The sequence below is a fragment of the Pseudomonas sp. NPDC087690 genome (assembly GCF_044743175.1).
GTDB lineage: Bacteria > Pseudomonadota > Gammaproteobacteria > Pseudomonadales > Pseudomonadaceae > Aquipseudomonas.
Genome location: NZ_JBIUVX010000007.1, coordinates 82,728 through 104,875, shown reverse-complemented (window position 1 = coordinate 104,875; position 22,148 = coordinate 82,728). Strand labels below are relative to the sequence as shown.

At 59.0% G+C, this 22,148-nt stretch carries 20 protein-coding genes; 12 read left to right on the top strand and 8 right to left on the bottom strand.

Annotated elements, in window-relative coordinates:
• Window positions 1-3: 3 nt before the first annotated feature.
• Entirely contained in the window at window positions 4-606 is a 603-nt protein-coding gene (gene mobA, locus ACIPIZ_RS11395; RefSeq protein ID WP_401165353.1) for a molybdenum cofactor guanylyltransferase MobA, read from the top strand.
• Between the two features lie 78 nt (window positions 607-684).
• On the top strand, window positions 685-906 hold the full coding sequence (locus ACIPIZ_RS11390) for a YgdI/YgdR family lipoprotein (protein WP_016770600.1): 222 nt from the start codon (window positions 685-687) through the stop codon (window positions 904-906).
• A 78-nt stretch (window positions 907-984) separates the two neighbouring features.
• Here the strand turns inward: ACIPIZ_RS11390 and ACIPIZ_RS11385 are convergent, their stop codons facing one another.
• The 3 genes from ACIPIZ_RS11385 to ACIPIZ_RS11375 form a co-directional block, all read right to left on the bottom strand.
• The gene (locus ACIPIZ_RS11385; protein ID WP_401165351.1) at window positions 985-1,875 is read right to left on the bottom strand and encodes a pseudouridine synthase; all 891 of its coding nucleotides are present in this window, start codon (window positions 1,873-1,875) and stop codon (window positions 985-987) included.
• A 70-nt stretch (window positions 1,876-1,945) separates the two neighbouring features.
• Window positions 1,946-2,263 (bottom strand): transcriptional regulator, encoded by a 318-nt coding sequence (locus ACIPIZ_RS11380; protein WP_095189592.1) that lies wholly within the window; start codon window positions 2,261-2,263, stop codon window positions 1,946-1,948.
• A gap of 113 nt (window positions 2,264-2,376) precedes the next feature.
• Window positions 2,377-2,613 (bottom strand): glutaredoxin family protein, encoded by a 237-nt coding sequence (locus ACIPIZ_RS11375; RefSeq protein WP_064391370.1) that lies wholly within the window; start codon window positions 2,611-2,613, stop codon window positions 2,377-2,379.
• A 188-nt stretch (window positions 2,614-2,801) separates the two neighbouring features.
• Here ACIPIZ_RS11375 and ACIPIZ_RS11370 point away from each other — a divergent pair, with 188 nt between their 5' ends.
• Window positions 2,802-4,514 (top strand): cation:proton antiporter, encoded by a 1,713-nt coding sequence (locus ACIPIZ_RS11370; RefSeq protein WP_401165349.1) that lies wholly within the window; start codon window positions 2,802-2,804, stop codon window positions 4,512-4,514.
• Here ACIPIZ_RS11370 and ACIPIZ_RS11365 read toward each other — a convergent pair.
• Entirely contained in the window at window positions 4,511-5,719 is a 1,209-nt protein-coding gene (locus ACIPIZ_RS11365; protein WP_253482449.1) for an ammonium transporter, read from the bottom strand. The two genes, ACIPIZ_RS11370 and ACIPIZ_RS11365, sit on opposite strands and share 4 nt — an antisense overlap.
• Window positions 5,720-6,023: 304 nt before the next feature.
• Between ACIPIZ_RS11365 and ACIPIZ_RS11360 the strand changes: the two genes are divergently transcribed.
• From ACIPIZ_RS11360 to ACIPIZ_RS11325, 8 genes are all read left to right on the top strand, one after another.
• A complete protein-coding gene (locus ACIPIZ_RS11360) occupies window positions 6,024-6,338 on the top strand; it encodes a YqjD family protein (protein WP_064391373.1) in 315 nt (104 codons plus the stop codon).
• Between the two features lie 3 nt (window positions 6,339-6,341).
• Window positions 6,342-6,728 carry a phage holin family protein gene (locus tag ACIPIZ_RS11355; RefSeq protein ID WP_008079909.1) on the top strand — a complete coding sequence of 129 codons (387 nt, stop codon included), beginning with the start codon at window positions 6,342-6,344 and terminating at the stop codon, window positions 6,726-6,728.
• A complete protein-coding gene (locus ACIPIZ_RS11350; RefSeq protein ID WP_064391374.1) occupies window positions 6,725-7,063 on the top strand; it encodes a hypothetical protein in 339 nt (112 codons plus the stop codon). Before ACIPIZ_RS11355 ends, ACIPIZ_RS11350 begins: the two co-directional genes overlap by 4 nt.
• A 124-nt stretch (window positions 7,064-7,187) precedes the next feature.
• Window positions 7,188-8,351, top strand: coding sequence for an EAL domain-containing protein (locus ACIPIZ_RS11345; RefSeq protein ID WP_105705209.1), 1,164 nt, complete (start codon window positions 7,188-7,190; stop codon window positions 8,349-8,351).
• A 69-nt stretch (window positions 8,352-8,420) separates the two neighbouring features.
• Entirely contained in the window at window positions 8,421-9,749 is a 1,329-nt protein-coding gene (locus tag ACIPIZ_RS11340) for a deoxyguanosinetriphosphate triphosphohydrolase (RefSeq protein WP_064391376.1), read from the top strand.
• A 326-nt stretch (window positions 9,750-10,075) separates the two neighbouring features.
• Window positions 10,076-10,702: a response regulator transcription factor gene (locus ACIPIZ_RS11335; protein WP_064391377.1), complete on the top strand. Its 627-nt coding sequence runs from the start codon at window positions 10,076-10,078 to the stop codon at window positions 10,700-10,702.
• Between the two features lie 8 nt (window positions 10,703-10,710).
• Entirely contained in the window at window positions 10,711-14,352 is a 3,642-nt protein-coding gene (locus tag ACIPIZ_RS11330) for a transporter substrate-binding domain-containing protein (RefSeq protein ID WP_401165346.1), read from the top strand.
• Window positions 14,353-14,401: 49 nt separating this feature from the next.
• Complete coding sequence (locus tag ACIPIZ_RS11325) at window positions 14,402-17,347, top strand: HD domain-containing phosphohydrolase (RefSeq protein WP_150648275.1); 2,946 nt, start codon at window positions 14,402-14,404, stop codon at window positions 17,345-17,347.
• Here ACIPIZ_RS11325 and ACIPIZ_RS11320 read toward each other — a convergent pair whose 3' ends face one another.
• Window positions 17,348-17,830 carry a GAF domain-containing protein gene (locus tag ACIPIZ_RS11320; RefSeq protein WP_064391380.1) on the bottom strand — a complete coding sequence of 161 codons (483 nt, stop codon included), beginning with the start codon at window positions 17,828-17,830 and terminating at the stop codon, window positions 17,348-17,350. It abuts the gene before it with no gap.
• The gene (locus tag ACIPIZ_RS11315) at window positions 17,827-18,717 is read right to left on the bottom strand and encodes an ATP-binding protein (RefSeq protein WP_401165344.1); all 891 of its coding nucleotides are present in this window, start codon (window positions 18,715-18,717) and stop codon (window positions 17,827-17,829) included. The genes ACIPIZ_RS11320 and ACIPIZ_RS11315 overlap by 4 nt, the downstream gene beginning before the upstream one ends.
• Window positions 18,718-18,883: 166 nt before the next feature.
• Between ACIPIZ_RS11315 and ACIPIZ_RS11310 the strand changes: the two genes are divergently transcribed.
• A complete protein-coding gene (locus tag ACIPIZ_RS11310) occupies window positions 18,884-21,205 on the top strand; it encodes a response regulator (RefSeq protein ID WP_401165343.1) in 2,322 nt (773 codons plus the stop codon).
• Here the strand turns inward: ACIPIZ_RS11310 and ACIPIZ_RS11305 are convergent.
• Together ACIPIZ_RS11305 and ACIPIZ_RS11300 are read right to left on the bottom strand one after the other, a co-directional pair.
• The gene (locus tag ACIPIZ_RS11305) at window positions 21,189-21,650 is read right to left on the bottom strand and encodes a MarR family winged helix-turn-helix transcriptional regulator (protein WP_401165341.1); all 462 of its coding nucleotides are present in this window, start codon (window positions 21,648-21,650) and stop codon (window positions 21,189-21,191) included. The genes ACIPIZ_RS11310 and ACIPIZ_RS11305 overlap by 17 nt on opposite strands.
• Entirely contained in the window at window positions 21,647-22,132 is a 486-nt protein-coding gene (locus tag ACIPIZ_RS11300; RefSeq protein ID WP_064391384.1) for a glutathione peroxidase, read from the bottom strand. Before ACIPIZ_RS11300 ends, ACIPIZ_RS11305 begins: the two co-directional genes overlap by 4 nt.
• Window positions 22,133-22,148: the final 16 nt, after the last annotated feature.

Genomic DNA, 22,148 nt, shown 5'->3' with positions numbered 1-22,148 from the left:
GCCATGCCCCTGAATACGCAACTGCCACCCTGCTCCATTCTGCTTTTGGCAGGCGGACGCGGCCAACGCATGGGCGGGCAGGACAAAGGACTGGTGGAGTGGCTGGGCGAGCCGTTGATTGCACATTTGCAACGCAAGGTGCGAGCGCTGACTGACGACCTGATCATCTCGTGCAACCGCAATCGTGAACGCTATGCGCCGTTCGCCGATCAATTGGTCGTAGATGACCAAGGCGATTTCCCCGGACCACTGGCCGGTATCCGTGCGGGTCTGAAAGCCGCGCGCCACTCGCACCTGCTGGTCTTGCCGTGCGATGTTCCGCGGATTGACGCAACATTGCTGCAAGACATGCGCGAGACTGCCCGCCAGAATCCTGAAAAACCTTTAATGTTGCGCCATGATCAGCATTGGGAACCGCTATTGTGTGTGATTCCTGTCGCCCTTTTGCCGGCATTCGAAGAGGCCTGGAACGCCGGTGAGCGCAGCCCTGGCCGGGTAATGCGCAGGCTCGATGCCAGTGCACTGGAATGTCCTGACAATGACCCGCGGCTGGCGAACCTCAACACCCCCGAACTGTTAAATTCGCACAACACTGTGTCAGACTGACAGCACTCAAGGAACTCTCACGCCTTGTATACGTCTCAAGCTCAGTAACCAAAAGAATTCCCATTCGGAGACACACCCATGACTCAACGGACCCTCGCCACTTTCATGCTCGCACTGGGCCTGGCTACCCTCGCAGGTTGCTCGTCGCCTACAGTGATCACCTTGAATGACGGTCGCGAAATCCAGGCCGTCGACACCCCGAAATACGATGACGATTCGGGTTTCTACGAGTTCCAACAACTGGACGGCAAAGAAACTCGCATCAACAAGGATCAGGTTCGTACCGTTAAAGAGCTGTAAGCTCTGCGTCGACACCGGATACAGAAAAGCCCGCATTATTGCGGGCTTTTTCATGGGCGCTGGAAAGTGGACTGGCGCTTACCACTGCAGAGTGATGCGGCTCTCGAATTTACGCTCTTCACCCGTCACCGGATCGATAAATCGCAACCCCTGTGCAAGAAGCTTGAGCGGGTTGGCGTAATCATCCTCGACGTCTTTCAACACCTCAGGATAAAACGGATCGTTGCAGATGCTCGCGCCCAGTGCGGTCATATGCACGCGCAACTGATGCTTCTTGCCGGTCACCGGGAACAGACCGTAACGCCAGAGCTCGCCATTCTTTTCGCGAACTTCCACCGCCGTTTCGGTATTGCTGACACCCGGCCCTTCCTGCATGCGAAAGAACGGCTGACCATCGACCAATCGGCTTTTGTGGATCAGTGGAAAGTTCAGGTCGGGCAAGGCCTTGGCAATTGCCTCGTAGCGCTTGTCGATCTGCCGGGTCGGGAAGAGCGACTGGTAGGCGGAACGGGTTTGCGGATTGGCCGAAAAAATCACCAGCCCCGCAGTGTGCCGATCGATCCGGTGCAGCGGCACCAGATTTGGGTTGTCCAGCCGTCGAATCAAGCGGCGCAGCAAGGTTTGCTCGACATATTCACCGGCGGGTGTCACCGGCAGAAAATGCGGCTTGTCGGCTACCACCAGATGTTCATCGGCATAGAGGATCGACTCGACCACCGGAATCGGCTTTTCGTCCGGCACTTCGCGGAAATAGTGAATCCGCAAACCTTCCCTGTACGGCAGATCCAGCGAGATCGGCTGGCCCTGAGCATCCAGAACCCGACCGCGGGCAATGCGGTCCAGCCATTGCTCGCGACCAATGGCACTGAAATGCTCGCACAGGCAATCGAATACGGTCAGCCAGGCACCGGCCGGCAGATAAAGTGTGCTGGCCTGATTCTGAGCAGCATGGAAAGTAGATGTGGACATACGGGAATTCGAATCCTCAAGGCAGACCGGCATTATCCAACACCGGCGGAAACGAACCTAGCGCGAATCCTCAGGCGGGAATCGATTTGAGCGCCGCGGCCTCGGTGAACTCCTTGAGCCAGCGCAGCACATCGACGGCTTCCCAGCGGCCCGGGTCATACAAGGCGTAAAGCAAACCCTGGTAGCCGACCACATCGAGTTGCCGATGGTAACCGGCACGCTGGAAAAGCGCCTCGATCTCGGCGAAACAAGTGTTGAAATGCAGCTTGTTGAATGGCGTCTTGCCTTCCGTGACCAGCCCGTCCAGGCGCAATTCGAGGACGGCCTCGCGCACCACGTCAACCGACATCCGGTTCACGCTGTTTTTCAACTGTTCGACATTCACCACGGTTCATCCCTCTGACGCAATTACTGTATGAACATACAGTAACCGAATAAACCGGGAAGTGCCAAGGGAAGGATGTGCAATGACGACCAGCGGGGCAACGTTGCGAAAGCCGCTCAGCGCAGGAACGCCACGACCTGATCGGCACTGAACGGCCAATCCAGTTCCGCTCCGGTATCAACCCGACGCAGCACCGGGATGCGCAGGCTGTAAGCCTCGAACCAGCTCTCGTCGTCAGCGATGTCGAGCAGTTCGACCAGCAGACCATGCTCGACAAAAGGCATTAGTTCGGCTTCAGCAACCTCACAGAGATGACACCCCAGGGTGCCGAACAGCTGACATTCAGGAAGCATGTGCGCTCAACCGACAATTTATCCGCCTATTCTAGGCCCGCCCTCGAAAACCGTCGACCCGCTACCGCCCAAAGGTTTCACACGCAAAACGCTGACGCAAATCAGTTGGCACAAATGGCAAATACGCAATCCTCCCGGACTTTTTGCCTCTACGCTTGAGAAGCCTGAGCCTGACATCGGAGTGTCCAGTGTTTGCCAATCTGTTGATCATCCTTGCCTCGTCCCTCGTGGTGATTGCCCTGTTCCGGCGCCTGCGCCTGCCACCGGTTCTGGGTTACCTGTGCGTCGGACTGCTGGTCGGGCCGAGCGCCTTTGACTGGGTCAACGAAAGTGAACATCTGCCCGATGTGGCAGAGCTGGGCGTGGTGTTCCTGCTGTTTTCGCTTGGGTTGGAGTTCTCCCTGTCGAAGATGATTGCGTTGCGTCATGTGGTATTTCGCCTGGGCAGTCAGCAGGTATTGATCAGCACGGCGCTGCTGGGCTCGGTGCTGATGTTGCTGGGCATGCCGCTGACGCCTGCGCTGTTGCTCGGCGCGGGGCTGTCGTTGTCATCCACAGCCATCGTTACCAAAGAGTTGGGCAGCCTTGGCGAGGTGTTCAGCAGTCACGGCCAGAATGCGGTCGGCGTTTTACTGTTTCAGGACGTCGTCGCCGTATTGCTGCTGACGCTGGTCCCGGTGTTTGCCGGCAGCAGCGATCAGGCCTGGTATTGGGCCCTGCCGCTGACCCTGGCAAAAACCGTGGTGTTGTTTGTCGGTCTGCTACTGGCCAGTCGCTGGTTGTTGCCACGGCTGTTCCATGAAGTCGCTGCGTCGCGCTCGGCGGAATTGTTCGTGCTGCTGGCGCTGGTGATCGTGCTGCTGACAGCATGGCTCACGCATTTGCTGGGCTTGTCGCCTGCTCTGGGGGCTTTCCTTGCCGGCATGTTGCTCGGTGAAAGCCATTATCGGCATCAGATCGAGGCTGACATTCGGCCGTTCCGCGACATTCTGCTTGGCGTGTTTTTTGTCAGCATCGGCATGCTGATCGATCTGCAATTGTTCGTCAGCCACAGCCTGCTGATCCTCGGCCTCACGTTGGGACTGATGATCATCAAGGGCATCGTCGTCACGCTGCTGGTGAAGTGGCGCGGCAATGACAGTGAAACGGCATGGCGCAGCGGCCTGGCCTTGGCGCAGGGTGGCGAATTCTGTTTTGCATTGATGGCGCAGATGCAGCAAAACCGCTTGATGCCTGACCAACTGGGCGCTCTGCTGCTCGCAGCAACCTTCTGTTCGATGCTGCTGACCCCGTTGTTATTGCGCGCCGCGCCACGCATCGCCGCAGCCCTGCACCGCAAGCCCAATCAAGAGGCGCAGATCGAACAGATCAGCGCACTCAACGCTGGCCTCGATAAGCATGTGGTGATTTGCGGATACGGCCGGGTCGGCCAGTCCATCGGCCGTTTCATGCGCAACGCCAGGCAACCTTTCATTGCGCTGGACAATGACCCGGTGCGTGTACAGGAAGCCGCCTCGAGCGAAAGCGACGTACATTACGGCGACTCGTCACGCGGCGATCTGCTGACTGCGGTCGGCCTGTTGCGCGCAAAGTTACTGGTGATCGCCGTCGACCAGAGTGATGTGGCCCTGCGCATTCTCAAGGAGGCGCGTCATCTCCATGCGCACGTGCCGATTCTGGTGCGCACTCGCGACGACAGCCAATGGGCCGAGCTGAAAGCCGCCGGCGCCACCGAAGTGGTGCCGGAACTGTTGGAGTCGAGCCTGATGCTCGCCTCTCACGCCCTGATCATGCTCGGGCTGCCAGCGCATCAGGTGCAGGAAAAAGTCGATCAGGTGCGTATCGATCGCTATCGCCTGCTGCACGGCTTTTACCCGGGCGCAGTCGATGAAGAGACCTAATCCTGGCTCACCGCGCCGATCTTGTGCAGCGACAGATCGGCGCCGTAATACTCTTGTTCCTGACTCAGGCGCAGCCCGTGCAGCGCCTTGATTGTGCCGTACACAACGAACCCGCCGAGCAGCGCCACCGCAACGCCCAGCGCGGTGCCGATAAACTGGCTGATCAGGCTGACGCCGCCGATTCCACCCAGCGCACTCTGGCCGAAAATACCGCAGGCAACCCCACCCCATACGCCGCACAAACCGTGCAACGGCCAGACACCCAGCACATCGTCGATGCGCCATTTGACCTGCGCAGCGGTAAAGCACCAGACGAACAATGCGCCGGCAATCGCCCCGGTCACCAATGCGCCGACCGGGTGCATCAAATCAGAACCGGCGCAGACCGCCACCAGGCCAGCCAACGGGCCGTTGTGCAGAAAGCCCGGGTCATTGCGCCCGACGAGCAAAGCCGCCATGGTGCCGCCGACCATCGCCATCAACGAGTTAACCGCGACGAGACCACTGACGCCTTGCAGCGTCTGTGCACTCATCACGTTGAAGCCGAACCAGCCGACAATCAGAATCCACGAACCGAGCGCCAGAAACGGAATGCTCGATGGCGCGAATGCAACCAGTCGCCCATCGCGATAACGGCCGTTGCGCGGGCCCAGCAAAAGCACGGCGGCCAGCGCCAGCCAGCCGCCCATGGCATGCACCACGACGGATCCGGCGAAATCATGAAACGCGGCACCAAATTGCGACGCCAGCCAGGCCTGCAAGCCATAGTTGCCATTCCAGATCATGCCCTCAAAAAACGGGTAGATGAACGCCACGATCAGCGCCGTGGCGCACAACTGCGGAACGAAGCGCGCACGTTCGGCAATGCCGCCGGAAATGATCGCTGGAATAGCCGCAGCAAAGGTCAACAGGAAGAAAAACTTCACCAACCCGTAACCATGATCGGCACTCAGCACAGCAGCAGGCTGCATGAACGTCACGCCGTAGGAGATCCAATAGCCTATAAAGAAATAGGCCAGTGTCGAGACGGCGAAATCACTGAGGATTTTCGACAATGCGTTGACCTGGTTCTTTTGCCGGACCGTTCCGACCTCCAGAAAGGCGAAGCCCGCGTGCATTGCCAGGACCATTACCGCGCCGATCAGAATGAACAACGTATTGGAGCTGTGAACCAGCGTGTCCACAGCGCTTTGCAGATTTTCCATGAATAGGCAGACCTGGAGGCTAAAAAGGCACCAAAGCGGTTCGTGCGCACATTTCATGCACCAAGTTGCGACCGCGCAGTCACCGATCGGGGTCTCGGCTGAACCGCTTTGGCGCACAAGGTCGATGTGCTGACACCCACCGCAATATTTGAGTTAAGGTTTTCCTGCATACGCGCCCGGCAACAGCGCACGGCGTGCGGGCGACGCACCACGACACAGCAAAAGTTGTACCAGTCATTTGTACTGAACCTTCGCGCAAGGCTCATACTCGAACGCTTCAGACGCCAATTACGGAGATCCACCCATGGCCAGCATCAAGGCAAAGACTGCTCAAGAAATCCTCATGAACGACTTCCAGACCCTGGTCGCCGACACCGAGCGTTTGCTCGAGCACACCGCCACCCTGGCCGGCGATCAGGCAGATGAGCTGCGCGGCCAGATTCACGACAGTCTGCTGCGCGCCCGGGAAACCTTGAAGTTGACTGAAGACACCTTGCGCGAGCGCGGTCAGGCTGCCGTCAGCGCCACTGAAGATTATGTGTCGGCCAACCCATGGCAATCGGTCGGCATTGCAGCGGGCGTTGGCTTTCTGATTGGCCTGCTGGCCACTCGGCGCTGAATCATGTCGATCGGTGAATCCGGCCCGACTGCGGGCACCGCCTCCTCCACCCGGCGCCTGGGCGCAGCCGTTCTCGGTCTGCTGCACAGCCATGTCGAATTGTTCGGCATCGAATTGCAGGAGCAAAAATCACGAACCGTCAGCCTGTTGCTGTTCGCAGGCTTGGCTCTGGTGTTTGCTCTGTTGTTGCTGGTGGGTTTATCGACACTGGTCATGATCATCTTCTGGGACACTTATCGCCTTGCCGCGATCATCGGCTTGTGCGTCTTTTATACCCTGGCTTCGATCTTCTGCGGGCTGCGCCTCAAAGCCGCGATTTTCGATGAGTCCTCGCCCTTCCACGGCACGCTCGAAGAGCTCGCCAACGACCGGGAGCGCCTGCTGCCATGAGCCTGCCCGAACTTCCACACAACAGCTCGCGGCGGGAAATGCGCAAGGCGTTGATCCGCTTGCGCATGGAAATGCATCGCCAGGAAATCCGTCATGAAGCCGGACAAGTGCTGCAACCCTTGCAGCGCGTGCGTGGCATGACGCAAAACCTGCACGACGGTTTTGGCATCAAACACGCGCCGTTGTGGGGCGTGGCAGCAGTCACGCTATTGGGTTTTCTGACCGGCAAAGGCGCAAAAAGCGGCGGCGTCGGCGGTCTGACCCGGTTGATTCGCCTGGGCACCAGCCTCGGCCCATTGATCAAACTGGTGATGCAGAACTCAAGCAAGCGCTAAGCCGATATATCTGGCTACATTCTTGCACTGTCGCAGGGATGAACCTCTTTACCCGGAGGTTCAATCCCGCGCGCCTACCCGGTCGGCGGGGTTCAATCAGAACAAGAACGACTAAGGAGGCTCCGTGATCGACGGGCAACCGCTCGCCTGCTTTCAGCCTTTCATCGATACCGCCACCGGACGTATTGCAGGCGTCGAAGCATTGGGCCGCCTGCGCCAGAATGACGGTCAACTGACGTCAGTCGGGCCGCTGTTCGCCGACCCGCGCCTGCCAGCCATTGCCTTGCGCCGCCTCGACCGGCAGATCCGTGACAATGCCCTGAGCCGTCTGCATGAAGCGCCGGCAGACTGGTTTCTCAGCCTGAACATGTCGCCGCGCTGGATCAGCCGTTTGCGCCCGGACCAGGCATTGCCCAGCCTTAAACAATTGGCGCGACACCATGTCGATCCGCAACGCATTGTGTTTGAAATCACTGAACTGGGCGGGAACGGCCAACGTCTGGCCGAAGTGGTTGCGCGTTATCGCGACGCTGGCGCGAGAATCGCCATTGACGATTTCGGCGCGGGCTATTCACAACTCGATCGCGTACTGGCGCTGCAACCGGACATCCTCAAACTCGACATGCGCCTGTTCCAGGCAGCCGCCCTTGGCGGGCCGAGCAGTGAGGTGGTCAAGGCACTCGCGCAGATGGCCGAGAAAACCGGCTGCTGGATCATTGCCGAAGGGGTCGAGACCGATGCCCAGCTGAATTTCGCCCTCGAGTGCGGATCGCGTTACGTGCAGGGTTTTCTCTTCGCCCGCGCGCAGGAAGCGTTCTTTGCCACCGATACTTTCGTGCCGCGCTTCGCCGAACTGCGCCAGCGCTACGTGCAACAAAAACTCGCCGAGCGCGGGCGCTTGATGCAGATGCGCCAGCAACTCGGCGAATTGATGGCCATCCTGCAAGGCTGGGCCGGGGCACACGCACCGCTCAGCGCACTGCCGCAACTGGAAGCCTTTCCCTGGCTGCTGCGCTTTTATCAGTGCGACCGGCATGGCACGCAGCTAACCCCCAACCTCGAATGGCGGCACAACGGCTGGGTCGCCGATAACCGCTACCTGGGCCACAACTGGTCGTGGCGTCCGTACTTCTATCACCTGCTCGCCGAAGGCTGGGAGGAACGGCGCCTGACTTTGTCCAACACCTACCGTGACGCCACCAGCAATCAGTATTGCCTGACGGCCGGGCAGTTTTTCGACAACGGCGAGCGGCTATTGTTGATCGACATTGATGCGGCGGGGTTGTAGTTCCGCTTGCAGGCATGCGCACGAACCGGGAAGCTAGGGCAACAGTCATCCTGACGGAGAGAATCAGCCTTGGATTGGCAAACCCTGCTCAACCGCGAACGCCTCGGCAAGCCGCTGCACAGCCCGCAAGAACTCGGCCGCAGCCCTTTCCACAAAGACCACGACCGCATCATCTTCTCCGGCGCCTTCCGCCGCTTGGGGCGCAAGACCCAAGTGCACCCGGTGTCGAGCAACGACCATATTCACACGCGTCTGACCCACTCGCTGGAAGTCAGTTGCGTGGGCCGCTCGCTGGGCATGCGTGTCGGCGAAACCCTGCGCAGCGCCCTGCCCGACTGGTGCGACCCGAGTGATCTGGGCATGGTGGTGCAATCGGCATGTCTGGCCCACGACATCGGCAACCCGCCCTTCGGACATTCCGGTGAAGATGCCATTCGTCACTGGTTCCAACAGGCTGCCGGGCGTGGCTGGCTGGATGCAATGAGCGAAGCCGAGCGCGGTGACTTCCTCAATTTCGAAGGCAATGCCCAAGGCTTTCGGGTACTGACGCAGCTGGAATATCACCAGTTCGACGGCGGCACTCGCCTGACCTACGCGACCCTCGGCACCTACCTGAAGTATCCATGGACGGCCCGTCACGCTGACTCGCTCGGTTACAAGAAGCACAAGTTCGGCTGCTATCAGAGCGAACTGCCGCTGCTCGAGCAAATCGCCCACAAGCTGGGTCTGCCACAGCTGGAAGACCAGCGCTGGGCGCGCCATCCGCTGGTTTATCTGATGGAAGCCGCCGACGACATCTGCTACGCGCTGATCGATCTGGAAGACGGTCTGGAGATGGAGTTGCTCGAATACGCCGAAGTAGAGTCGCTACTGCTCGGTCTGGTCGGCGATGACCTCCCGGAGACTTACCGCCAGCTCGGTCCGCAGGACTCACGCCGGCGCAAACTGGCGATTCTGCGCGGCAAAGCCATCGAGCATTTGACCAATGCGGCAGCGCGAGCATTCGTCGAGCAGCAGGAGGCATTGCTCGCCGGCACCCTGCAAGGCGATCTGGTGGAGCACATGCACGGTCCGGCCAAACGCTGCGTGTTGAACGCCAAGGACATTGCCCGCAAGAAAATCTTTCAGGATAAACGCAAGACTCTGCATGAAATCGGTGCCTACACCACGCTGGAGATCCTCCTCAACGCGTTTTGCGGTGCGGCACTCGAGCAGCACAATGGCCGCACGCCGTCGTTCAAGAGCCGACGAATCCTCGACCTGCTGGGAAACAACGCACCTGACCCGCATGGGCCTCTGCACGCGTCCTTTCTGCGCATGATCGATTTCATCGCCGGCATGACCGACAGTTACGCCAGCGACATGGCGCTGGAAATGACCGGTCGCTCCAGTCACTGACGTGTTCGTCTCAACCGGTCAGCCTGCGTGGCCGGTTGAGTGCGGGCATGGTGAGCAGCCATCGGCCCCTTATGAGGCTAATAAATCTTTAAAATATTTGCCGAAACATTAATAAACATTAATCCGGTATTGTTGAAACAACTTAAACGCTCCGACAAACATACATCCCTCACTTCCTAACACCGCACCTAGTTCAACCGTAGTCGAATTCCCTTTAGTGTGTAGGAATAATCCTATATTGCCGCTGGAGCCCCCTCAGCTCATGCGAGCGCTCATCCATCTGAGCTAAGGTGCGCGCTTTATTCGCGTACGTATGGGATTTGATTATGAACTCCGTTTTTATTGTCGATGATCACCCCGTCATCCGACTTGCCGTTCGAATGCTGCTGGAGCACGAAGGCTACAAGGTCGTCGGCGAAACCGATAATGGGGTCGATGCCATGCAAATGGTCCGCGAATGCATGCCCGATCTGGTCATCCTTGATATCAGCATCCCCAAGCTCGATGGCCTGGAGGTTCTCGCCCGTTTCAACGCCATGAGCACCCCGCTCAAGACTCTCGTACTGACCGCACAATGCCCGACACTCTTCGGTATTCGCTGCATGCAATCCGGTGCATCCGGTTACGTGTGCAAGGAAGAAGACCTCAGCGAACTGGTGAGCGCCATCAAGGCCGTTCTCTCCGGTTATAACTATTTCCCCAGCCAGGCACTCAATCCTGTCCGCAGCGACGATATCCGTTATGCCGAACTTGAGCTGTTCAAATCCGTCAATGACCGCGAACTAATGGTCTTGCAGTTATTTGCCCAAGGACGCACTAACAAGGAAATCGCCAAAGGCATGTTCCTCAGTAACAAGACCGTCAGTACTTACAAAAAACGCCTGATGCAAAAACTCAAAGCCAAGTCCCTGGTGGAACTTATCGAGATGGCCAAACGTAACGCGTTAGTGTGAGAGCCCGCATGCCCATTCGCTTTGTCCATGTTGCCGGGTTTATTGCCGGCCTGTTCCTGAGCACCCAGGTTCTGGCCTCCCTTCTCGCCCCGCAAAGCTATGTCCTGCGTAGCCGGTCGACGTTCGAATTGATGGCCTTGCCTCTGGATGCCTCACAACGGCAATGGTTGCAGGGACGACATGAACTGGTATTGGGCACCTCCGCCCCGGACTATCCGCCGTTCGACATGACGGCCAGCGGACGCGACTACGAGGGTTTTACGGCGGACTACGCTGGTTTTCTCGGCCAGGCCACGGGCCTGCAAGTGCGCATCGAGCGCTTCGCCTCCCGGGACGCGGCCCTGAAGGCGCTGCTGGCGGGTCAGGTCGATATGCTCGGCAGCGCCAACGGATTCGAAGCAAGCAACCCCGACATCGTGCTTTCCACGCCCTACGCCATTGATCAACCAGTGCTGGTGACCCGAGAGGATGAGACTCGCTCGCTGACCGAAGGGCTGGCCGGATTGCGTCTGAGCATGGTCTATCACTATTTGCCAAAGGAAGAAGTCAAGGCTCTTTACCCCAAGGCCATCCTCACCTCCTACCCGTCCTATCAGAATGCAATCAACGCGGTCGCGTTCGACCAGGCCGATGTGTTTCTCGGTGACACCATTTCCACTCACTACATGATCAACAAGGGTTACCTGAACAACATTCGCATGGCCAACTTCGGCAAACAGGAAGCCCATGGCTTCAGCTTTGCCGTACACACCGGCAACGCACAACTGCTGAGCATCATCAACACCGTGCTCAATGCTGTTCCGCGCAGTGAACGCGACAGTATCGCCAAACGCTGGAGTGCCGGCAGCGACATTCTGTTGACCGACCAGAAGTTGCAATTGACCCGTCATGAGGAAGAATGGCTCAAACAGCACCCGGTTATTCGAGTGGTGGTGAACGACGCCCTCGCTCCGCTGACATTCTTCGACAGCGACGGCAATTTCCGTGGCATCACCGCCGATCTGCTGGAACTGCTGCGCTTGCGCACCGGATTACGCTTCGAAATTCGCCGCAGCCGCAGCGATGACGCAATGATCGAACAGATCAGCCAGCATCAGGCCGATCTGATCGCCGCCCTGCTACCGAGTCCGCAACGTGAGAAAGACCTGCAATTCAGCCGCCCATACCTGGAAAACTCCTATGTTCTGCTGACGCGCAAAGCCGCTGACAGCCCTTCTCATCTGAGCCAGCTCAAAGATAAATACCTGGCGATCGCCCAGGGCAGTCCCTTGACCGATTATCTGCGCCGCGAGTTTCCGCACATCGACGTCATTGAAACATCCGATACCTTCAGTGCCGCGACCTTGCTCGCCGAGGGCAAGGTTGACGGTGCCGTCAGCTCGCTGGTGATTGCCAACTATCTGATTTCATCGCGCATCTTCGAACACCCATTGCAGATCACCACCACCCTGGGCACACGTCAGGCGGCTTTTTCACTGGCCATTGCGCGAGGCAACACCGAGCTGGGATCAATCCTCGACAAGGCGCTGCTGAGCATCACGCCCGAAGAACTGGGCGTGATCAATAGTCGCTGGCGGGGTTTCTCGACAGCGGCGCAAAGTAACTGGCGTCATTACCAGCGCCTGTTCTATCAGTTGATTGGCGTTGCCTGCCTGCTCCTGTTGCTGTCACTGCTCTGGAACGCCTACATGCGTCGGCAGATCAAACAACGCAAGATGGCCGAACGGGCCTTGAATGATCAGTTCGAATTCATGAGTTCGCTGGTCAACGGCACGCCCCATCCCATCTATGTGCGTGATTGTCAGGGTTTGCTGCAGAGCTGTAACGACAGCTACCTTGATGCGTTCAATGCCAAACGCGAAGACGTCATCGGCAAAAGTGTCATGCAGGGCACACTGAGCAACGCTTTCGAAGCCCAGACATACCAGGCGGATTACCAACGGGTGGTGGCTGAAGGCAGGCCGTTGGTGCTTGATCGTCCGTTGCATATCGGTAACCGACGCTTGACGATCTATCACTGGATATTGCCCTACCGTGATTCCAGCGGCGAAGTCAAAGGCATCATCGGTGGCTGGATCGACATCAGCGAGCGCCGCCAACTGTTCGATGAGCTGCGCTTGGCCAAGGAACAGGCCGATGATGCCAACCGTGCCAAAAGTACCTTTCTGGCGACCATGAGCCACGAGATCCGCACGCCGATGAATGCGGTAATCGGCATGCTCGAACTGACTCTCAAGCGCATGAACCCGCAGCATCCGGACCGCTCGTCCATCGACACCGCTTACCACTCGGCAAAGGATCTGCTGGGACTGATCGGCGACATCCTCGATATCGCCAGAATCGAGTCCGGCCGCCTGAGCCTGAGCCCGGAACGGGTCAACCTTGTTGAAACGGTGGCGTCGGTGGTGAGAATCTTCGATGGCCTGGCCCGACAGAAAAACCTGCCCCTGACACTGAGCATCAATCCACCGGAACTGGACGTCGATGTACAGCTGGATCCGTTGCGCTTCAAGCAGGTGCTGTCGAACCTGATAAGCAACGCCATCAAGTTCACCGAACACGGGCGCATTCGTATCAACCTCGACATACTGCCCGGTGGCACGCCCGAGCACTCACTGGTCCAGTTGACGATTCAGGATACCGGTGTCGGCATCAGCGCCGAAGACCAGCAACGACTGTTCGAACCATTTTCCCAGGCCGACAACGCTCAACAGCAAACCCGTGGCGGCGCAGGCCTGGGTTTGTTCATCAGTCGCAGCCTCTGCGAAATGATGGGTGGCCGGTTGCAATTGTGCAGTCAGCCCGGCATCGGCACCCAGGTCTGCCTGTCCATGCCACTACAGACGCTACCCAGTGAAGTGAGCACCGCTCGGCGCGAGCCGCCGATCCGGATGGCTTTTGCGCCGTTGAACATATTGGTGGTCGATGACCATCCGGCCAATCGTCTATTGATGTGCCAGCAACTGGAGTTCCTTGGACACCGTTTCAGTCTGGCCGAAGAGGGTCAAAGCGGACTGGAGAAATGGCAGACCGGCGAATTCGATCTGGTCATCGCCGACTGCAATATGCCGGTCATGAATGGCTATGAACTGACCCGGGCGATTCGCCAGCAGGAGCGTCTGACAGGGAAGCCACCGTGTACCGTACTGGGCTTCACGGCCAACGCCCAACCCGAGGAGATCCAGCGCTGCAAACAGGCTGGCATGAACGACTGCCTGTTCAAACCACTGAGCCTCAGCGCGCTGAGCCAATGGGTCAACGAACTGAAACCGGCCTTCCCGGCGCCGACCTTCAACCTTCAAGGTCTCAGTCAGCTAACGGGTGAGAGTCCGGTGCAGATCCAGCGTTTGCTCCACGAACTGCTCAACAGCAGCCGGCTGGATCGCCAGGAACTGCTGGCCTTGTCGCCGCACACCGACCGCGAAGCGTTGATCGTGACGGCACACAAGATCAAGGGCGCCGCGCGGATCGCTCAGGCGTCGCGCCTGATTACCTGTTGCGAAGCACTGGAGCAGGCCTGTGTACAAATGCAGACCGCACCGATCATCGCTCAGCGCTGCGAAGCCACCGACGCGGCCATGGTTGAACTGGAGCAGGCACTGCAGCAACAGCTGGAACAGAACCGTAAAAGCAGAATGACCGAGCCTTAACTATGCTTGGGCGCTGAGCAGTGTGTTTATTCCCCATGGAGAGTCAGCAATGCCGAGCCCACTGCGCACGGATCCACGCCGGTTCCCTCTGCACGTGCATATCAGCGTGATGTTCACCTTCCTGATGTTGCTGACTGCTGTGGTGCTGGGGCTGTTCAATTACAGCCAGACGACCCGCATCATTCTTTCGAGCAGTGAGCATCTGTTCAATCGCATCGAACAGGACGTGCGCCTGGATCTGCACGCCACCTACCAGCCGATACGCCACTTGCTGAGCCTGCTGGCAGACAACCCCGCCGCCCAGGCACCTGATCTGCAACAGCGCCTGGCTCTACTCAAACCTTTCAGCCAGTCACTCAAGGACAACCCTGACCTCGCCTCGCTTTACCTCGGCTTCGGCAATGGCGATTTTTTCATGGTGCGGGCCTTGCGCAGCGAAGCCCTGAAGACCCAACTCAAGGCGCCGCCGGCAGCGGCTTATCAAATCTGGAGCATTGAGCGCGACGGCGGTGCAGGCTCGCGTTCACAGTCATTGTTTTTCGATCAGGGTCTGTCGCTCCTTGCCCGCCAGGACAACCCCGATGACCGTTACGATCCGCGTAACCGGGCGTGGTACAGCAATGCACGAGAAAGTGGCGACCAGATCACCACCGAACCTTATGTATTTTTCTCCACTCACAATGTCGGTACCACTCTGGCCCGGCGCAGCGGTGACACGACAGTCATCGGCGCTGACCTGACTCTCGCCGCACTCTCGGCGACGCTGATCAAGCATGTAGTGACGCCGGCCACCGAGATCGTCCTGTTTGATGCCGAGGGCAACGCCGTGGCCTGGCCGGACAGCCGTCGACTGATCGTCGACGACCGCACCGCGCGCCTGGCCAAGGCTGCGGACTTGAGCCCGCGCCTGCACGCCTTGTTGTCCGGCGAGCATCAAGGCAATCGCATAAAAGTCGATGGCCGCCAATGGATCGTTGCCCGCAGCAGCATGCAGGAAGGCGGACCGCAAGGCCTGCAAATGGCCTTGCTGGTGCCAGAGGATGAATTGCTCGTCGACGCTTACCGCATGCGCTGGCAAGGTGCGCTGATAACGCTGGCAACCTTGCTGTTGTGCCTTCCATTGGGCTGGCTGATTTCGCGCACGCTGGTCAAACCCTTGCACGCCTTGGTCAAGGAAGCCGATGCGATCCGCAGTTTCGATTTCAATTTCCCGGTGACCCGGCGCTCGCCCGTGCTGGAAGTTGACCAACTGAGCCTGTCTATGGCGCGCATGAAGGACACCTTGGCGAGCTTCTTTCGCATCACCGACAGTCTGTGCGCCGAAACCCGGTTCGCGCCGTTACTGCAACGGGTACTGTTCGAGACGGTGCAGATCGCTCAGGCGCAGGCAGGTCTTATTTACCTGCGCGAGAGCGATGGCAGCCGCATGGAGCCTTACGGTTTGGTGATCGATGGCGCCTCGCAAACCCTGGAAACATTCGATATTCAGGGGCACGACCTGCAAACGAATCAGGGGCCGGCATGGTTCGAGCAATTGGTGCACGCCGACAATGTGGTGAGCAATTTCGGCTTTGAACAGGCCAGGGATCTGCAAAAGGTATTGCTGGCGATGACTTCACCGCGCGTGCATCTGATCGGTATACGCCTGCGCAACCGCCACAACGAAACCATTGGCTTGCTGATTCTGCTGGTCAATGACAGCGGCACTCCTGCCGATCTGGATAAACTGCGCCCCGATCGCATCGCCTTCCTGCAAGCGGTATCCGGCGCTGCAGCAGTGAGTATTGAAAGCCAGCGCCTGCAGGCGAAACAGAAACAGCTGCTGGACGCTTTCATTCAATTGCTCGCCGGGGCAATCGATGCCAAAAGTCCGTACACCGGCGGCCACTGTCAGCGCGTGCCGGAGCTGACCCTGATGCTCGCCCAAGCCGCAGCAGCCAGCCAGGCACCGGCGTTCAGTGCCTACCAGCCCACCGAGGATGACTGGGAGGCGCTACACATCGCGGCGTGGCTGCACGATTGCGGCAAGGTCACGACACCGGAGTACGTGGTCGACAAAGCCACCAAACTGGAAACACTCAACGACCGTATACACGAGATTCGCACCCGCTTCGAGGTGCTCAAGCGCGATGCCTGGGTCGATTATTGGCAAGCGCTGGCAAAGGGCGGTGACGAAGCAGCATTGGGCGACCTGCGTGATGCCACTCTGGCTGCGCTGGACGCAGACTTCGCCTTCGTCGCACGTTGCAATCTGGGCGGTGAGGCCATGGCCGAAGCAGATCTGCAACGCCTTGATGAGCTCGCCCGACGAACCTGGACGCGCACACTGGATGATCGATTAGGCGTTTCCTGGGACGAAAACCGCCGTCAGGCACGCACGCCTGCGCCGACGCTGCCGATCAGCGAGCCCCTGCTGGCGGACAAACCGGAACATTTATTTGAACGAGACAGGAACGAACTGATACCCGAAGACAATCCATGGGGTTTCAAGCTGGATGTGCCACGCTATAAATACAATCGCGGCGAGTTGTACAACCTGAGCATCACCCGCGGTACGCTGACCCGCGAGGAGCGCTACATCATCAATCACCACATGGTGCAAACGATCATGATGCTCAGTCACCTGCCCTTCCCCGGGCACCTCGACAGCATCGCCGAAATCGCTGGCGGTCATCATGAAAAAATGGACGGTTCCGGTTACCCGAAACGCTTGAAACGCGAAGAAATGAGCCTGCCGGCACGGATGATGGCGATTGCCGATATTTTCGAGGCGCTGACGGCAGCCGACCGCCCCTACAAGAAGGCCAAATCGCTGAGCGAGGCATTGGGAATCATGGCGACGATGTGCCGCGAGGCGCACATCGATGCACAGCTGTTTGGATTATTCGTCAACGAAGGCGTGTACCTGCAATACGCCGCACGTTTTCTCGACCCACAGCAAATCGACACCGTGGATCCGGCCAGCCTGTTGCACAAGGCTGGCCTCACCACATGATCAGCAGTCGGTCAGACGCAGGAAGATCGACGCCAATTGCTCGATGCCAGCCTGATCATCGGCGCCGAAACGCGCAAGTTTCGGGCTGTCCAGATCGAGAACACCGATCAGGCGCCCGTCCTTGACCAAAGGCACCACCAACTCACTGTTCGACGCGCTGTCGCAGGCGATATGCCCGGGAAACGCATGCACATCTTCGACTCGCTGAGTTTGCAGAGTGGCTGCCGCCGCGCCGCACACACCACGACCGAATGGAATACGCACACAGGCGATTTGCCCCTGGAACGGGCCGAGCACCAGTTCTTCGTTGCGATTGAGATAGAAACCGGCCCAGTTCAGATCATCGAGCTGGTTGAACAGGAACGCCGAAAACTGCGCGGCGTTGGCGATGAAATCGCGCTCGTCAGCCAGCAGCGACTCCAGTTGAGCGACCAACATGCCATAGCCTTCGAGGCCTTGGCCGCTTTGTTGCAAATCAATCATGCCTTGTGCTCCAACAATTTCAGTCCCACCCAGTATCGGGCGAATTGATACGCGCAACGTCCGTTGCGATTACCGCGGCCGGTGGCCCAGCGCACGGCAAGGATGTCCAGTTCTTCGTCGCGCTGCCAGCTCAGGCCGGCCCTGGCGGCCAGTTGGCCGATCCAGTGTTCGACGACGTCGAGGAAGTGTTCCTGGGTAAAAGGGTAGAACGACAGCCACAAGCCAAATCGGTCCGACAGTGCGATCTTGTCTTCGACCGCTTCGCTTGGGTGCAGCTCGCCATCGACGCGTTTCCAGTTCTCGTTGTCGCTTTCCTTTTCAGGCACCAGGTGACGACGGTTGGAGGTCGCGTAGAGCAAGACGTTATCCGGTGCCTGCTCCAGAGAACCGTCGAGCACGCTTTTAAGGACCCGGTAATCGCCTTCACCGGACTCGAACGACAAATCATCACAAAACAGCACGAAGCGTTGTGGCAGTTTACCGATCTGATCGACCACGCGGGGCAGGTCAGCCAGATGGTCGCGCTCGATTTCGATAAGACGCAAGCCGGCATTGGCGTGTTCCGCGAGCAGCGCCCGTACCAGCGAGGATTTGCCGGTGCCGCGCGAGCCCCAGAGCAACGCATGGTTAGCCGGCATGCCGTCGAGGAATTGCTGGGTATTGCGCCCCAGTTGCTCGAGTTGACGGTCGACGCCAATCAGGTCGGACAGGCGCATGTCGAGGCTGACCTCCAGCGGCAACAGGTACCCATTGCGCCCGTCACGCTGCCAGCGCGCCGCCAGACAGGTGCTCCAGTCAATGATGGGGCGTGGTGCCGGCAGGAGCGGTTCGATCCGCGCCAGAACCGACTCGGCGCGTTCAAGAAAAGCATTCAATCGGGAATCCACGTCTTCTCCTCAGGCAGTTTCAAAGTGATGATGGTAACCCTGCGACGACACACAGATTTAAACCCCCGCACCGCGCCTTGTTACAAGGCGATTCGAGAACCTCGGTATCCATACATGATCGACTATGCTTGAGCAGCGAAGGGAAACGGAAGTGGTTCAACACCCCATGGATATCAAATTCACCCACCGGCTGTCGTACAAGCAAGCCAGGCTTACTGTGCTGGTCGGGTTCATTCTGGGCACGCTGCTCAGCCTGCTGCAAATCGGCATCGATTATGCCAGCGAAGACGCCTCCATCAATCGTGAAATCCTGTCTTTGCTGGAAATCAGCCATAACCCGGCATCGCGCATCGCCTACAACATCGACGCGGAACTGGCCCAGGAACTCACACTGGGATTGCTGCGTTCGCCGGCGATCATCTCGGCGCAACTGACCGACAACGACGGTACGGTGCTGGCCAGTGTCAAACGCCCCGAGCTGCAGAACAGCTATCGGGTGATCAGCGACTTCCTGTTCGGCGCCAAGCGGCAATTCGAAGACCGCCTCTATCTGGATCACCTGCCCAACGAATCTCTTGGTGTCTTGAGCCTTGAAGTCGATACCTATGCCTTCGGCAGCCGCTTTCTGCGCCGCGCGGAAATCACCCTGCTCAATGGTTTCGCCCGCAGCCTGATTCTGACCGGGATCCTGCTGGCGCTGTTTTACGTCATGCTGACCAAACCACTGGTGCGGGTAATCCGCGAACTCAGCGGGCGTGACCCCCGTGCAGCCGAGCCGACGACCCTGGAATGTCCGGCCGGACACGGCAATGACGAAATTGGCGTACTGGTCAAAGTCGCCAACCAACAGTTCGAAAACATTGCCACCGAGATCCAGCAACGACGTAACGCCGAAAACCGCCTGACCGACTATCTCGGTCAGCTGGAAAACATCGTCTCGGCGCGCACTGCCGAACTCAAGGCAATCAACGCCCGGCTCAGCCAGTCCAACCAGGAACTTGAAGTAGCGCGAAGTACTGCGCTGGAAATGGCCGAAGCGCGCTCGGCCTTCCTCGCCAACATGAGCCATGAAATCCGCACGCCGCTCAATGGTTTACTGGGAATGATCGCGCTGTCACTCGACGGTCCGCTGAATGCCGAACAGCAGCAACAGCTGTCGATTGCCCATGACTCCGGCAAGGTGCTGGTGGAGTTGCTCAACGACATTCTTGACCTGTCCAAATTCGATGCCGGGCAATTGGAACTGGAAAATATCCCTTTCGATCTCGGCTCGCTGATCGAAGACACCGCCAACCTGCTGTCGCAGAATGCCGCGCCGAGCGTCGAGCTGACTTGCCTCATCGATCCACACTTCCCCGCACTGGTACTGGGCGATCCGACCCGGGTTCGGCAAATTGTCAGCAATCTGCTGTCCAACGCGCTGAAATTCACCCGTTTCGGCCGCGTCGATGTACGCCTGTCGGCCTATAAGGATGGCGTGCGCATCGAGGTCTGCGACACCGGAATCGGCATCGCCCAGGACGCCCAGGTGAAAATATTCCAGCCGTTCACCCAGGCCGGCGCAGGGATTACCCGTCAGTACGGCGGCACCGGGCTAGGACTGGCGCTGACCTACAATCTCTGCGAGGCCATGCAGGGACGCCTGACCATCAGTTCCGAGACCGGTTTCGGCAGTCAGTTCTGCGCCGAGTTGCCGTTGCCCTGCCATACCCGGGCGCTGTCCCCGGCGCCACTGCACGGCAAAGTACTTGCTATCACTGCGGGCAGCAGCGGCCTGGCCGAGTTGCTGCAAAGCATGTTGCCGGTCTGGGGTCTCGAGTATGAACAGCGCACCATCGACGATTCGCTCCTGGGCCTGGCGCCCGATGTGTTGATCACCGATTGTCCGGAATGCCTGTTCGGTTTGCGCCCGACACTCGTCGCGCCGATTCTGCTGGTGACTGCCTACGGCAGTTTTCTGCCCAGCGAAGAGGCCGCCGCGCTCGCGCCCTTGCAGCAACAGGCACGACCGCTGGCGCGCAATGCGCTCTATCAGAATCTGCGTCGCACGCTGCAACCGGACACCGTCACGATCAACGATGCTCGCCTCGAATCCTCACCCGGCGTGCGACGCGGGCGGGTGCTGCTGGTCGAGGACAACCCGGTCAACCAATTGGTGGCCAAGGGCATGCTCGGCAAGCTCGGCTGCGAGGTTGTGGTGGCCGCGCATGGCGCCGAAGCACTGGATCAGTTGGAGTATCACGAGTTCGACATGGTCCTGATGGACTGCAACATGCCGGTCATGGACGGCTACGAAGCCAGCCGGCAGATTCGCCAGAGCGGGCGCTGGCCGAATCTGCCGATTGTCGCCCTGACCGCCAACGCCATGTCCGAGGAGCGCGAGCGCTGCCGGGCGGCGGGCATGAGCGACTATCTGGCGAAACCGTTCCGCCGGGAGGAACTGGCGGCACTGCTGGATCAATGGATGCCGACTACGACAACGCTTTGATCTGACCCAAGAGGTGATCGAGGCCGGCGCGCAAACCATTGAGCCGGTCCAGATCCACACCACTGTCGCACAGCAGGCGCGCCTTCAGCGGCCCGACCTGCTCGCGCAACGCCTGGCCGGCAGACGTCAGACTCAAGTGCACTTCCCGCTCATCGCGCACCGAGCGCTGCCGCTGCACCAGTTGCAATTGCTCAAGACGCTTGAGCAATGGCGTCAGCGTGCCGGAGTCGAGCGCCAGGCGTTCGCCCAACGCCTTGACCGTCGGTTGTTCCGGTGCGGCGTCCTGCCATTCCCACAACACCAGCATCGCCAGATATTGCGGATAGGTCAGGCCGAGTTGATCGAGCATCGGCTTGTAGGCACGAATCACTGCCCGGGATGCGGCATACAGTTTGAAGCACAACTGATTGTCGAGCTTCAGCGAATCGACCGACAGATTGCTCATTTGAGCAGGGCTTCGATCTCGCGGCTCAAATCCTGCGGCTTGGTGGCCGGGGCAAAGCGCTTGACCAACTGGCCGTCCTTGCCGATCAGAAACTTGGTGAAATTCCACTTGATGCCTTGGGAGCCGAGCACGCCGGGAGCGCGCTTCTTCAACTGCACGAACAGCGGATGGGCACCGGCACCGTTGACGTCGATCTTCTTGAACAGGGGGAAGCTGACACCGAAGTTCAGCTCGCAGAATTCGCTGATTGCGCCTTCGTTGCCCGGCTCCTGCTTGCCGAACTGATTGCACGGAAAGCCCAGCACGACCAGGCCTTGATCCTTGTAGGTCTGCCACAGCTCTTCGAGGCCTTTGTACTGCGGGGTGAAACCGCATTTGCTGGCGGTGTTGACCACCAATACCGCTTTGCCGGCGAAATCGGCCAAGGTCTTTTGCTCGCCTTTGATAGTGGTGCACGGAATATTCAGCAGGTTGTCGCTCATGGCAGGGGGCTCCGCA

What these genes read in the sequence shown, in the direction of transcription:
- ACIPIZ_RS11390 (WP_016770600.1), top strand. Translation starts at nt 685, where the DNA reads ATGACTCAACGGACCCTCGCCACTTTCATGCTCGCACTGGGCCTGGCT.
- ACIPIZ_RS11310 (WP_401165343.1), top strand. Translation starts at nt 18,884, where the DNA reads ATGGATATCAAATTCACCCACCGGCTGTCGTACAAGCAAGCCAGGCTT.
- ACIPIZ_RS11360 (WP_064391373.1), top strand. Translation starts at nt 6,024, where the DNA reads ATGGCCAGCATCAAGGCAAAGACTGCTCAAGAAATCCTCATGAACGAC.
- mobA (WP_401165353.1), top strand. Translation starts at nt 4, where the DNA reads ATGCCCCTGAATACGCAACTGCCACCCTGCTCCATTCTGCTTTTGGCA.
- ACIPIZ_RS11320 (WP_064391380.1), bottom strand. Translation starts at nt 17,830, where the DNA reads ATGATTGATTTGCAACAAAGCGGCCAAGGCCTCGAAGGCTATGGCATG.
- ACIPIZ_RS11330 (WP_401165346.1), top strand. Translation starts at nt 10,711, where the DNA reads ATGCCCATTCGCTTTGTCCATGTTGCCGGGTTTATTGCCGGCCTGTTC.
- ACIPIZ_RS11305 (WP_401165341.1), bottom strand. Translation starts at nt 21,650, where the DNA reads ATGAGCAATCTGTCGGTCGATTCGCTGAAGCTCGACAATCAGTTGTGC.
- ACIPIZ_RS11300 (WP_064391384.1), bottom strand. Translation starts at nt 22,132, where the DNA reads ATGAGCGACAACCTGCTGAATATTCCGTGCACCACTATCAAAGGCGAG.
- ACIPIZ_RS11355 (WP_008079909.1), top strand. Translation starts at nt 6,342, where the DNA reads ATGTCGATCGGTGAATCCGGCCCGACTGCGGGCACCGCCTCCTCCACC.
- ACIPIZ_RS11385 (WP_401165351.1), bottom strand. Translation starts at nt 1,875, where the DNA reads ATGTCCACATCTACTTTCCATGCTGCTCAGAATCAGGCCAGCACACTT.
- ACIPIZ_RS11350 (WP_064391374.1), top strand. Translation starts at nt 6,725, where the DNA reads ATGAGCCTGCCCGAACTTCCACACAACAGCTCGCGGCGGGAAATGCGC.
- ACIPIZ_RS11325 (WP_150648275.1), top strand. Translation starts at nt 14,402, where the DNA reads ATGCCGAGCCCACTGCGCACGGATCCACGCCGGTTCCCTCTGCACGTG.
- ACIPIZ_RS11365 (WP_253482449.1), bottom strand. Translation starts at nt 5,719, where the DNA reads ATGGAAAATCTGCAAAGCGCTGTGGACACGCTGGTTCACAGCTCCAAT.
- ACIPIZ_RS11375 (WP_064391370.1), bottom strand. Translation starts at nt 2,613, where the DNA reads ATGCTTCCTGAATGTCAGCTGTTCGGCACCCTGGGGTGTCATCTCTGT.
- ACIPIZ_RS11335 (WP_064391377.1), top strand. Translation starts at nt 10,076, where the DNA reads ATGAACTCCGTTTTTATTGTCGATGATCACCCCGTCATCCGACTTGCC.